Raw genomic sequence first — 12,652 nt, 5'->3', positions numbered from 1 at the left:
AATGCGAGACAAGGTCACACTTGGAGTCGACGTCGGAACGTCAAGCACTAAGGGGATCCTGGTGCGTCCCGACGGATCTGTGCTCCGCTCCACAGTGAGGGCACACGCGGTCCAGCGCCCCTACCCCGGACACGTCGAGATGGACGGCAGAGTCTGGTGGCAGGAATTCTCCGAAATCGCACGCGAACTCCTCGTTCCCGGAGACGTGGAGGTCATCGCAGTGGGCCTCAGCGGAATGGGGCCTTGCCTCCTGCTCACCGACGCGCACGCTGAGCCGCTGCGACCGGCGATACTCTACGGGGTCGACACCCGAGCCACCGAACAGATTTCACACTTAACCGACGAGTTGGGGGGTGAGGAGACCATCCTGGACCGGTGCGGCTCAATCCTCACCACTCAAGCTGTCGGGCCCAAACTCGCATGGTTGGCGGCAAACGAGCCAGAGATCTTCGCTGCTGGGCGTCGGATCTTCATGCCGGCATCGTGGCTCGGCTATCAGCTCACCGGGCAGTACGCGCTGGACCTCCATTCCGCCAGTCAGTGCACACCGATGTTCGATATTGAGGAGCTCGAGTGGTTCTCACCGTGGGCCGAGGCTCTACGCGGATCCATCGAGCTGCCGCCGTTGAAGTGGCCCGGGGACGTCTTGGGCACAGTGTCGGCCCATGCCGCGCATACCACGGGCATTCCGCTGGGCACCCCAGTCATCACCGGAACAATTGACGCGTGGTCTGAAGCAATCAGCGTGGGCGCGCACGAGGTTGGCGACCTCATGGTGATGTACGGCACAACGATGTTCCTCATCAACACTGTCGCTGAGCCATTGAGAACGCGGTCCATGTGGGGCACCGTGGGTGCCGTCCCCGGAACGCGGAACCTCGCTGGTGGCATGGCGACGTCGGGAGCGATTACGGCGTGGCTTCGTGACCTGTTTGGATCCCCGACCTACCCAGAGCTTCTGGCCGAAGCTGAGACCGCCGGACCCGGAGCCCACGGGCTACTTATGCTCCCCTACTTCGCCGGTGAGCGGACCCCCATAATGGACCCTGACGCCCGCGGGACCATCGCCGGGCTCAGTCTCGCCCATACCCGCGGTGACATCTACCGCGCGGCTCTCGAGGCCACTGCCCTGGGAGTACGGCACAACGTAACGACCCTGGTTGAAGCCGGCGGTCGGATCGACCGACTCATCGCCGTCGGGGGCGGCGCCCAAGGGAAACTGTGGACCCAAATTGTCTCTGACGTCACTGGCCTGCCCCAGGTCATCCCTTCCCAGACTATAGGCGCGAGCTATGGGGCTGCGTTTCTCGCTGCCTCCGCCATCGGTGATCCAGACATCGCGGTTTGGAACCCGCCCTCGGAAATTCGCGAACCGAACCCCGTGCTCCGGGTCCAGTACGACGAGCTTTACGCACTTTACAGCGAGCTATACACCGCCACGCGGTCCGTCAGTCATACCCTGGCCGCGCAGGAACACCGACTCGCCTCAGATACGAAAGAGAGACCATGAATAACTACACTATGCCTCATCCCACACAACGTCCCGTCGTGGAGCCACAGACGGTCTATCTCGTCTCCTCCGGGGATCAGCGCGAATCCGCGAACATCGCAAGCTGGAACGTCCAGCAGCAGTTAGAAGCGATGCTGACCCGCGTCATATCAGAGCGGGGTTTTGCCATCGTGCGAGCCAACGAGGTGGACTCGAATGTCGGCCACGGATTCATCAACAGCCAGCGTATGGGGCTGGAAGTATTCGCCCGGATTCCTCGGGAGGCACCACTCGTCGTCGCCATCGGAAACTGGCAGTACTCCAGCCACGTCTTGCCCGGTTTGCGTACTCATGAGGGTCCAATCCTCACTGTGGCGAACTTCGACCCTCGTTGGCCAGGTCTCGTCGGTCTTCTCGGTCTCAACGGCGGGCTTACCAAGATGGGTAAGGCCTACTCGACACTTTGGACCGTCGACGGAACTGACAGCTGGTTTAACGACCAGTTCACGAGCTGGCTAGACAGTGGGGAGGTCACTCATGATGACTCTCACGTCCGAGAACTGGGCGAACTGCGGGAGACAACCGAGGTGGCACTCGGCCGAGCCCTAGGAAATCAGTTGCTCGAGGACAAAGCGATTATTGGCGTCTTCGACGAGGGGTGCATGGGCATGTACAACGCCATTATTGACGACGAACTGCTTAACCCGATCGGCATCTATAAGGAGCGTCTGTCCCAAAGTGAGCTGTGGGCGGAGATGCAACGGGTAAGCGATGACGAGGCCGCCGCTGTGGGAGGGTGGCTGCTCGACGCCGGTATGACGTTTCGGGTTGGCTCAGACGAAGCGACAGAACTCACTGAGAACCAATTGCGATGGCAATACAAGATGTATATCGCCGCGTTGCGACTCAGTGACGATTTCGGGCTCGATGCCGTGGGCATCCAGTACCAGCAGGGTCTCAAAAACCTGTCGCCCGCTTCGGACCTCGTTGAGGGGCTGCTCAACAATGACGAGCGACCACCTGTGACTAGCCGCGACGGGTCTCGAATCTTGTGGGATGGTCAGGCGTTGCCGCACTTCAATGAGGTGGATGAGGCCGTCGCTGTCGACGCGCTTATTACCAATCGCGTTTGGCGCTCGATGGATTTAGACCCGGCGACGACGCTCCATGACGTGCGCTGGGGGGAGGAGCGTGACGGCGAGTACGTTTGGACGTTTGAAATCTCTGGGTCCGTGCCCGCCTCCCACCTCGACGGAGGGTACAGCGGAGCTGAAGGCTGGCGGCAAGGCCCTGTATTTTTCCCTGCGGGGGGAGCGACTCTCAACGGGGTATCCAAACCAGGCGAAATAGTGTGGTCGCGAGTTTACATAGAGAACGACTCACTTCACGTCGATATCGGTCGTGGTTCCTCGGTCAAACTGACCGAGGAAGAGAGCAATCGCCGCAAAGAAGCGACGAATCCCGAATGGCCAATCATGCATGCCATCCTCCATGGTGTGAATCGAAATCAATTCATGGCTCGTCATAAAGCGAACCACGTACAGGTTGTCTACGCCCCGAACGCCGACATGGCGGATCGTGCGCTTGAGTCTAAAGTGGCTATGTTTGATCAGATAGGAGTCATCGTCCACCTATGTGGGAACACCTCCTCTATCAAACATATTGCAGCAGACGTCGCACCACCATCGAGTTAGGAGGCGCATACCGATGAGCGAAGGGAGGAAAGACCGATATCGAGGAGCCCCTTGGAGAACTTACTCGCTACTCATGGACCGTCCGGAAGGGGAGATGAGAGTTCCGGTCAGCGAGAAGAACGCGCGGCGGACCGACTTAGTGGAGCCTCCTACCGGATTTGAACCGGTGACCTTTCCATTACGAGTGGAACGCTCTACCAGCTGAGCTAAGGAGGCCTGCGCTGGGCGCGATTGACTATGCTACCGCCACGTAAGCCCGCGCCGCCACTTTGCCGGCGCTGGGCCCGCATCACCTCAAGGGCGCATGCGCCGCTGCGTGGTCATCATCCGGCATTCGCGGATCGTCCGCCTCCGGGACCACCATGACTGGGCCTGCTGCGTGCATCAGCAATGAAGACGAGGTGGAACCCAGCAGCACGCTGGCCAAACCGCCACGGCCCCGTGTGCCGACCACCGTCAGCTGTGACCGCTGCGTCTCCTTCTGCAGCACCTCCACCGGTAGCCCATCAATCACAGCGCAGCTGATGATCAGGTGCTCGAAATGCTCAGAGAGCCACCGCACAATAATCTGCAGACGATCTTCCAACTCCTGGCGGCGGCGCTCTCGCTCATCGTTGCGCGGACCCAATTCCGGGTACCACATTAGGGCACCATCCAACGGCGGTACCGCCATCACCACATGGAGTGAGACCTCATGATTCACCGCCGCCTCCGCGGCCTTCAGTGCCGCGTACTTGGACCCGTGCGATGAGTCCATACCCACCACCACAGGTCGCTCGTCACTGGTGATCCATGGATCATCACCGGTACTGGTGAACTCATAGCTCTGCCCAACCACCACGGAAGGACACGCGGAGTGCGCCGGCAACGCGGAGGACACCGAACCCAGCACACGGCCGACGAATCCGCCGCGTCCGCGGGCGCCTACGACCGCGATCTCCGCGTTGGACGAATGGGCAACCAGCACGCCGGCGGCGTCGCCATATTCCACATGAAAAGTTGCATCCCCAGGGAAATCTCGAAGGATCTCCCGTGCCTCTTCCAAAGTCTGCTCCGCGCCCTTGCGCGCCAATGAATCACCCGCCACCTCAGTGGTGCTTTCGGCATAGCCGGAAATCATGCGCGGCACAGTAAAAGCGGTCACCACCGTCACCGGCACGCCCTGCCGGTGGGCCTCGGCGGCACCCCACTGCAACGCACGGATCGCATGATCTGATCCATCGAATCCGACCAGGACCCCCAGTGATCCATTAGTGTCCAACATGGCTGCCTCCTGAGCATTGCCTTGCGACGACTGCGGTGTGATGCGCTCTCAGGCTATCAGTGGCCCTGATCAAGTGACCAGGGTCAATAGTCCTGTGGGGCCGCGCGCAGAGGGCGTAGTAGCCGGGTCACTATTCTGCGAGCCAGCGATCGATCTCACCGTGGAGCTCCCGGGTCCGCGATGGGCTGATGAAGCTCGAATCCACAGCGTTCCTGGCCAGTTGGGCCAGCTGTTCCCGACTCAGCCCAAAAACCCCTTGGATAGCGGTGTAGTTGGTGTCCACGTAGCCACCGAAATACGCAGGATCATCGGAGTGAACAGATATCTTCAGACCTGCCTCCAGCATTGCCGGGAGCGGGTGCTCAGCCAAGGTCGGGACCCCACGGAGCGCCACATTGGACAGTGGGCACACCGTCAGGGGGATCTGCTCCCGCACCAGGCGCGCGACAAGCTCGGGGTCTGCCAAGCTCTGCACTCCGTGATCAACCCGCTCCACCCTAAGAACATCTAAGGCCTGGCGCACGTAGTCTGCAGGACCTTCCTCACCAGCATGAGCCACAAGCCTGAGACCGTTGCTGCGGGCCAGCGCAAAGATCTCCTCAAACAGTCGGGGAGGATAGTCACGCTCTGCGGAGTCCAACCCGATGCCGATAACCGGCGCTTCCATTTCCAGCAGCTGCTGCAACACGTGCATGGCTTCCGCCGGGTCGCGGTCCCTCATGAAGCACGCAATCAACGATGAGCTCATCCCGTACCGCTCCGTGCTCTCTGCCAGGGCGGAGAAGATCCCATCGACCACCGTTGTCAGCTCCACACCGCGCGCCATATGTGCTTGCGGATCGAAGAACAGCTCAACATGCTTGACGCCTGCAACCGCGGCCCGCTGAAGATAGGCACTCGTCATGTCCGCGAAGTCTTGCGCGGTCACCAGCACCTGCATGTTTTGGTAGTAGAGGTCCAGAAAAGACTGAAGATCCTCGAATCGGTAGCGGGACCGCAGGTCGTCAATATCTTCGTACGGCAGCTCGATGCTGGAACGGGTAGCCAGCTCCCATATGGTCTCAGGCTCCAGAGTCCCCTCAATGTGGACATGGAGCTCCGCTGTAGGCGGCGTGAGGTTTGCAGGCCTCTCCGACATGTGCGGTCTCAGCACTCCTCGGTGCCCTCAAAGAGCTCACCGTCGATCAGGTAGTCATCGGCGATCTCGTTCACGCAGGTGTTGCCCAAACCGTAGGAGATGTGGCCGTCACCGTTGTAGATCAGCAGCGACGAGTTCGGCAACAGACTGTGCACGTTGTCCGCCCACTCGACAGGTGTCGCAGGATCTCCCGTACCGCCGATCAGCAGCATCTGCGGCAGCTCGTCACTGGGTTCCCAAGGTTCACCGGTCCGCTCACCCGGGAGGACGTCACAGAACTCCGTATTCGCTGACAGGAACTGTTCGGTGTAGGACACATCCTCACCCTCCAGCAGCCCCGGCCCGGTCAGCCCCTCGCCGTCCTCCGGGTAATCACTGCACATGATGGTGCGGAATGACCAGCTGGAGATCCAGTCGTACGTGCCATCAGGGTTACGTCCATCAGCAATGTCAGAAATCTGCTGGAAGTACTCAGGGTTGGCCTCATTGATCCACAGTTGCAGTGCCTCCAGCAGAATCTCCTGGCCGCCAGCGATGTACATAGTGGTAGACAACCCACCGAAGATCGTGTTCGCCGTGATCTGCCGTCCGTCCGACGCCGCCACGGGAGCCTCCCGGATCTCATCGGTCAGCTCCGCGATACCGTCAAAGACGTCCTGGGCGTCCCCGCTGATCGGACACTCCTCCTGCTCCGCGCACCATTCGGCGAAGTCCCAGAGCTGGCGCTCGAACCCGACCGCCTGATCTTCGGCGATACCCGCCAGGCTGATCGTGACGTCCATCACTCCGTCGAGGACCCAGCGGCCGACCTCCTCGGGAAACATCTCCGCATATGTCAGACCAAGCTTGGTGCCGTAGGACATCCCGAAGTAGTGCAGTTGGTCCTCGCCGACAGCCGCCCGCATAATATCCATATCGCGGGCTGAGGAGATCGTGTCGATGTGCTCGATGATGTCTCCGCTGCGCTCCTGACACTGCGCGACAATCTCCACCAACTCCTCGTCGTCCACATCCAGGTCAGTTTCGAACCCGGCCTCCCCTGTCTGCTGATTCCAGTCGTCGTACTCGCTGTCATCCATGCACTCCAAGGGTTCCGAACGCGCCACACCACGCGGGTCGAAGCCTATGATGTTGTACCCCTCGCGCAGCCTGCTGCTGAACAGCGCATTGGCCTGATCCGCGACCATCTCATAGCCCGAAGAGCCCGGGCCTCCCGGGTTCATCACCAGGAATGGCTGATCCTCCAGCGTGTCAGCGACGAACTCGATGGTGATCGTGTCGCCGGCCGGATCGTCATAGTCCCGGGGAACCTCGACCGACCCGCAGTGCAGGTCCTCCTCGCAGGCGCTCCAGTCCACCTCCTGGTCGTAGAACTCCTCCAAACCCGCTGTCGGCTCATCCGGAAAGTGCGCCGGCGCCTCGTGACCCGGATCGGGAGATACATCGCGGTCGTCGTCCTCGTCAGCATCCGCTTCAGCGTCGTCGTTCTCCGTCCCTTCCGGGGTCGGTGAGGTCTCCTCCGTCGCTTCAGGTGAGCCGTTCGTTTCAGGCTCAGGGTCCTCCGGAGCGCATCCCACCAGCAGAAGAGCGACGACGCCGCCCACAGCAGTTATTGCGGACAAGGGACTTTTAGCCACGTGGTCTCCTGGGTATCAGTTGCATCATGAGGGCTTCCATCGCCAGGGCCGGCGGCACATTCTGGGTGATCCGGATCCGAGACGTGTTGAGTGCATCGAGGCAGGCCAGCGCCTGTTCGGGGGAGAGGTCCTCAGCCAGCTCAGTCAGCTGACGGCGCAGGTGCTCATTGATCAGGTCCACGCCGGTTGCGAGCTTCAAGCTCAGCACATCGCGGTACACAGCGGTCAGGTCTATGAGCGTGCGGTCCAAAGAGTCGGTGACAGCCCGCTTGGCGCGGCGGCCGGCCTCATCCTCCAGGCGTTTGAACTGGGCGCGCAGCTTCGCTGGAACCTTCTCCTCCGGCTCTAGTCCGAGCGACCGACGCAGCGAAGCCTGCTCTTCAGCCAGGCGGGCGTCAGACTCCGAAGCGGCATCGGCCTGCGCCATGCTCACCAGACGGGCAGCCGCCACAATCGCCTGCGAGGCTGACCTGACTTCCAACGGCAGGGAGACCGTCTCTTCACGTCGAGTCCGCGCATCAGCATCTGTGGCCAGCCTCCGGGCCACCCCAATATGATTCTGCGAGACCCTCGCGGCGAACTCCGCGCGATCAGGGCTCAGCCCGTCACGGCGGATGAGGAGTTCCGCCACAGCCTCTGTAGGAGGGATGCGCAGGCTCACATGACGGCACCGCGAGCGGATCGTCACCAGCACATCAGCAGGTGAAGGCGCACACAGCACCCACACTGTCCGCGGGGGAGGCTCCTCGATAGCCTTCAGCAGAACGTTGGTGGCACGTTCGGTCATCCGATCAGCGTCCTCCACCACAATGACGCGCCACCGGTAGCCCTGGGGGCGATCCTGGGCGGTGGTGATGAGCTGCCGCACATCCTCAATCCGGTAACTCACATTCTCCGTGGACACCAGAGACACCGCCGGATGAGAACCGGTGGCCACCAAGCGGCAAGAGTGGCAGTCCCCGCACCCTAGAGATTCGCAGTTCAGTGCGGCGGCGAAAGCCCGGGCTGCATTTGAGCGTCCCGAACCCGGCGGGCCGGTGAACAACCACGCATGAGTCGGTGCGCCCGATCTCACCGCGGACTCCAGCTGCTCGACCACTGCCTGCTGCCCCACCAGCTCGGCGAAAACTCCGCTGCCGCCCGGGTGAGCGGGGGGCGTGACGCCGTGCGGCGGCGTCGTGCTCGAAGGTGCGGCTCCGCCCGCAGCCGAAGGCGGGTTCATGCTGAGCTTCCCGCGGGGGAGAGCAGCGACTCAAGCCGGGTCCGCACAGCACGGTGCAGCGACTCCACCGAATCCTCGCCATTGAGCACCAGATAGCGTCCCGGTGCCGCAGCCGCGCGGTCCAGGAAAGCTTCACGCAGTGTCGTGTGGAACGCCAGGTCAGCGGACTCGATCCGATCTCCAGCGGCGCCACCATCACGGGAGGCCCGGCGTCGTGCGGAGACCAGCGGATCCACATCCAACAACACTGTCAGATTCGGTTCCAGGCCTTCGGTGGCCCAGGCATTGATCTGGGCGACCTCCGCCACACCGAGACCGCGGCCCGCGCCCTGGTAGGCCAGCGAAGAATCGATGTACCGATCACACAGCACCACCGCACCAGCGTCCAGCGCCGGGCGAATCTTCTGCGATACATGAGCTGCCCGCGATGCTGCGAACAACAGAGCCTCAGTGCGCGGATCGACCTCGCCCTGACCGTGGTCCAGCACCAGCGCCCGGATGCGCTCGCCGACCTCGGTGCCACCGGGTTCGCGGGTCCGCACCACGCGGCGCCCCGACTGCGCGAGCCACTGCTCCAGCAGGCCCAGCTGGGTCGTTTTGCCTGCACCTTCGCCGCCCTCCAGGACAACGAACAGGCCTTTCGTCTCGTCGATCACGGAGTCAAGCCTATAGGCTTAGGTCCTATGGGAAACCACTGCCTTGCTAGCCCCCTGTGGGGCGCCGTCTGCTACACCGAAGCCATCATGCACATCGTTCTGTCGATCGCATGCATTGTGCTTGCCGTTGTCGCTCTCGTGAAATGTCTGCCGAAGAACGCCGATATGTTCTTCGTCCAGAACAAGCGGACCAAGGGGTTCTGGACCGGCATGACTGGCGGCGCCGTGGCGCTGACACTGATCGGATTCCTGGGTGTCGGCCCCTTTGGGCTGCTCTTCCTGTTGGCGGGTGCGTGCATGGCCTCGGTGTACCTCGCCGACGTGAACCCAGCGGTCAGCGGTAAACCCGACAGCTTCTGAACCGGCGCGGATATGCGCGCGCCGAGTAGACTCGCGAGCAGGACAATGACGTCGCGAACTCACCACCCCTGACGAATCGGAGTACCGGTAATGAGCTATGACCTGATCCTGCTGCGCCACGGCCAGAGCGATTGGAATGAGAAGAACCTCTTCACCGGATGGGTGGACGTGCCGCTCACCGAAGCCGGCCGGGCCGAGGCCGCCCGTGGTGGGGAGCTCTTGGCCGAGCACGACCTGCTGCCCGATGTGGTCCACACCAGCCTGCTGCAGCGCGCCATCACTACCGCGCACCTGTCGCTGGAGACCGCAGACCGGCTCTGGATCCCCGTCAAACGCGACTGGCGGCTCAACGAACGCCACTACGGCGCCCTCCAGGGCAAGGACAAGGCCGAGGTCCGCGACCAGTACGGCGAGGAGCAGTTCATGCTGTGGCGACGCTCATACGACACCCCACCGCCGGAGATCAACGACGACGACCCACACAGCCAGACCGGCGACCCCCGCTACGCGCAGCTGGGCGACGCCGCCCCCAAGACTGAGTGCCTCAAGGACGTAGTGGAGCGGTTCATCCCGTACTACGAATCCGAGGTGATCGGCGACCTCAAAGCTGGGAAGACCGTGCTGTTGGCCGCCCACGGCAACTCACTGCGCGCCCTGGTGAAGTACCTCGACGGCATCTCCGATGAAGACATCGCCGGGCTGAATATCCCCACCGGCATTCCGCTGCATTACAAACTGGGTGAGGACTTCACCCCGCAGAACCCCGGCGGAACCTACCTGGACCCCGAAGCCGCCAAGGACGCGATCCAGGCTGTGGCCAACCAGGGCAAGAAGTAGGGGCCGGTTCCCTCTCCCAACGTTTCTCTCGCCAGAGTGTCTCGGGATGTGGGGAACTCAGCGTTCGGAGGGGGGAGTTCCCCACATCCCGAGACGCTCTAACGCGGGGGGCATGCCTCACGAGGTAGCGCGATACAACCGGTTTTCCACAGATCGGCCGCCCGCGCCCCATGAGGCTGCCATCGGGGTCATTCTGAAAAGGTGCGATCACCGACACCCCTGCCGCCAGAACTCGCCGGAAGGGTCTTCACCCGCAGCGAGGCGAGCCGCCTTGGCGTCAGCTCTGACCGGCTCAGGGCGCGGGACATCCAGCGGGTAGCGCACGCTACGTACCGGCACCTTCACCCAGCGGCTGCAGGGGGCGGCGGCCCGTTACACGTCTCACCGAAGCAAACTGACGCGCCCATACGACTAGATGTTCTGCGTGCATTGTGCAGGCGCTCAGCTGTGGTGAGGGTGAGTCACATTACGGCGGCGCTGCTCCACGGATTGCCTCTGCCCAAGCGCGTCACTGAGGACTCACCGCTCCACCTCACCGGCCGGAGCAGTTCACATTTCAGCCCCTCAGACCCACGGGTGAGGTTGCACCGGTTAGCGGAAGTCCCCGACTGCTCCTACCGTCTGCATGGCATTCCGGTCACCGCGCCAGCTGAGCTGTTCGTGGAACTTGCCCGATACCTGACGGTGACTGAACTTGTTGTGGTCGGTGATCAGCTGGTGCGGACCCCGCGTGCAGGACTGGAGTCCCGGCCCCGCGCGTGGTGCAGCTGGCAAGAGTTGGAGCTCAGCGTCGGCAGCGCCAGGCGAAGACGCGGCATCACCCGGGCCAGGCAGGCGCTGCAGTTCGTCAGAGTTGGGGCGGACTCTCCGCCGGAGACGCGGCTGAGACTTGCGCTCATGGCCGCTGGTTTGCCTGAGCCTCAGCTGCAGATCCCGCTAGACCCCCGTGATCCCCGCTCTCCGGTAGGGGACGCGGGATACCGGAGGCAGCGGCTGGTGATGCAATACGACGGCGAACATCACTTCACACCCGAGCAGCAGGCCCGTGATCAGCGGAGAAACGCCCAGTTCCAAGCCGCAGGCTGGACGGTGCTGCTGGCTAATCGGGTTGATCTCCGGGAGCGATTTCGGAGTCTCATCGCCCGAGTCGAGACGCACCTTGGCGCATTGACGGATCAATGAGACTCCACCACTGACGGGCACCTCAGAAGAACGTCTCGGGATGTGGGAAACGACGCCGCCATCGGCCATCATTTCCCACATCCCGAGACACTGTGTCACGCGGGGTGTTCAGAGACTCGGTTTGGCTTCCCACTCACCAGTCACCAGGTACTGGACTTTCCGGGCCACGGAGACTCCATGATCACCGAAGCGCTCGAAGAACCGGCTGGCCAGAGTCGCATCAGCGGTCGACGCTGGAGAAGCGTCCCATTCCGGCCGGGCGATCGTGGTGAAGATCCCAGCGTGGAGCTCATTGATCTGCTCATTGAGAGCGAAGACCTCCGAAACCAGACCCAGTTCACGGGTATCCATGAGCTCCACCAGCTTTCTGGCGATCTCAACGTCCTTCATGGCCATCTGGTGGTAGACCGCCACCAGCGGGGCGGGAGCCACCGGGTCCGGATAGCGCAACCTGGTCAGCTGAGCGATATGCCGGGCAAGATCGCCCATGCGCTCCAGGGAGGTCGACATCCGCAGCGCGCCCACGACAAGGCGCAGGTCAGAGGCTACCGGACCCTGTAGGGCCAAGAGCTCAATCGCCTTCTCGTCAAGGTCATTCTGTTTGGAGTCGATGCGCGCATCGGCGGCAATGACCTCCTCCGCCAGCTGGACATCAGCTGTTTCGAAAGAACGGTAGGCCTTCTCCATCGCTTCGGCCACGAGGACTGCGATGTCACTGAGCTGATCCCCCACATTGTGAAGATCGTCCTGAAAGAGTTTGCGCATGCTAAGAGGTCCTTTCTTGGCGCAGGGGCATGGTGAGATACTCCCCGGGTCGGATGAACGCCGGCCCGCTGATCAGGCAACCAACAGGTGAACAGCTTGTGAACTGTTGACATTTTGTCCGCCGTTCGGCAACCGCCACAAGTCTTTTGCGCCTAAGCTGGGGCACTGTGGATTCCCTGCTGATTGCCGTACTGGCCGGCGTCGTCGGCATCGCCATAGGCGTGGTCGGCATGCACGCCTTCCGTGTGAGCGAGCGCCAGCGCGCCCAGGGAATCGATGTCGATGAGCCCACCATGCCTGAAGGGGCCAATGAAGTGCTCGCCTCGCTGGGGTTGGCCTACATCGTGGTGGACACAGTCGACGGTGTGGTTCGGGCGAATCCAGCCGCCTACGCATTCGGCCTGGTCC

At 62.4% G+C, this 12,652-nt stretch carries 11 protein-coding genes, 1 tRNA gene and 1 pseudogene; 6 read left to right on the top strand and 7 right to left on the bottom strand.

Annotated features, from left to right (window positions below; all coding sequences use genetic code 11):
• Position 1: 1 nt before the first annotated feature.
• Together FH975_RS04900 and FH975_RS04895 are read left to right on the top strand one after the other, a co-directional pair.
• A complete protein-coding gene (locus FH975_RS04900; RefSeq protein ID WP_162320326.1) occupies positions 2-1,510 on the top strand; it encodes an FGGY-family carbohydrate kinase in 1,509 nt (502 codons plus the stop codon).
• Positions 1,507-3,183, top strand: coding sequence for a fucose isomerase (locus FH975_RS04895; protein ID WP_162320325.1), 1,677 nt, complete (start codon positions 1,507-1,509; stop codon positions 3,181-3,183). The genes FH975_RS04900 and FH975_RS04895 overlap by 4 nt, the downstream gene beginning before the upstream one ends.
• Before the next feature lie 140 nt (positions 3,184-3,323).
• On the opposite strand, the gene FH975_RS04890 is transcribed toward FH975_RS04895, so the two are convergent.
• From FH975_RS04890 to tmk, 6 genes are all read right to left on the bottom strand, one after another.
• Positions 3,324-3,399 (bottom strand) — tRNA-Thr (locus FH975_RS04890).
• Positions 3,400-3,472: 73 nt separating this feature from the next.
• Complete coding sequence (locus FH975_RS04885; RefSeq protein WP_162320324.1) at positions 3,473-4,447, bottom strand: universal stress protein; 975 nt, start codon at positions 4,445-4,447, stop codon at positions 3,473-3,475.
• A gap of 130 nt (positions 4,448-4,577) precedes the next feature.
• Entirely contained in the window at positions 4,578-5,585 is a 1,008-nt protein-coding gene (locus FH975_RS04880; RefSeq protein ID WP_162320323.1) for an adenosine deaminase, read from the bottom strand.
• 8 nt (positions 5,586-5,593) lie between these two features.
• Positions 5,594-7,222 carry an alpha/beta hydrolase gene (locus tag FH975_RS04875; RefSeq protein ID WP_162320322.1) on the bottom strand — a complete coding sequence of 543 codons (1,629 nt, stop codon included), beginning with the start codon at positions 7,220-7,222 and terminating at the stop codon, positions 5,594-5,596.
• Positions 7,215-8,444, bottom strand: coding sequence for a DNA polymerase III subunit delta' (locus tag FH975_RS04870; protein WP_162320321.1), 1,230 nt, complete (start codon positions 8,442-8,444; stop codon positions 7,215-7,217). The genes FH975_RS04875 and FH975_RS04870 overlap by 8 nt, the downstream gene beginning before the upstream one ends.
• Positions 8,441-9,100 carry a dTMP kinase gene (gene tmk / locus FH975_RS04865; protein WP_162320320.1) on the bottom strand — a complete coding sequence of 220 codons (660 nt, stop codon included), beginning with the start codon at positions 9,098-9,100 and terminating at the stop codon, positions 8,441-8,443. Before tmk ends, FH975_RS04870 begins: the two co-directional genes overlap by 4 nt.
• 27 nt (positions 9,101-9,127) lie before the next feature.
• Between tmk and FH975_RS04860 the strand changes: the two genes are divergently transcribed.
• The 3 genes from FH975_RS04860 to FH975_RS04850 all read left to right on the top strand — a co-directional run bounded on the left by FH975_RS04860 (position 9,128) and on the right by FH975_RS04850 (position 11,479).
• Positions 9,128-9,460 (top strand): DUF2516 family protein, encoded by a 333-nt coding sequence (locus FH975_RS04860; RefSeq protein WP_235928458.1) that lies wholly within the window; start codon positions 9,128-9,130, stop codon positions 9,458-9,460.
• 90 nt (positions 9,461-9,550) lie between these two features.
• On the top strand, positions 9,551-10,297 hold the full coding sequence (locus tag FH975_RS04855; protein WP_162320319.1) for a phosphoglyceromutase: 747 nt from the start codon (positions 9,551-9,553) through the stop codon (positions 10,295-10,297).
• Positions 10,298-10,753: 456 nt separating this feature from the next.
• Positions 10,754-11,479: an endonuclease domain-containing protein gene (locus tag FH975_RS04850; protein WP_162320318.1), complete on the top strand. Its 726-nt coding sequence runs from the start codon at positions 10,754-10,756 to the stop codon at positions 11,477-11,479.
• A gap of 108 nt (positions 11,480-11,587) precedes the next feature.
• Here the strand turns inward: FH975_RS04850 and phoU are convergent, their stop codons facing one another.
• Positions 11,588-12,244, bottom strand: a complete 657-nt coding sequence (phoU, locus tag FH975_RS04845) for a phosphate signaling complex protein PhoU (protein ID WP_162320317.1) — start codon at positions 12,242-12,244, stop codon at positions 11,588-11,590.
• A gap of 167 nt (positions 12,245-12,411) precedes the next feature.
• Here phoU and FH975_RS16500 point away from each other — a divergent pair.
• Positions 12,412-12,652 (top strand): annotated as a pseudogene (locus tag FH975_RS16500) (two-component sensor histidine kinase); the annotation flags it as partial.

The organism is Nesterenkonia haasae, assembly GCF_010119385.1.
GTDB classification, from domain to species: Bacteria; Actinomycetota; Actinomycetes; order Actinomycetales; family Micrococcaceae; genus Nesterenkonia; species Nesterenkonia haasae.
This window is presented reverse-complemented; position numbering and strand designations above follow the sequence as displayed.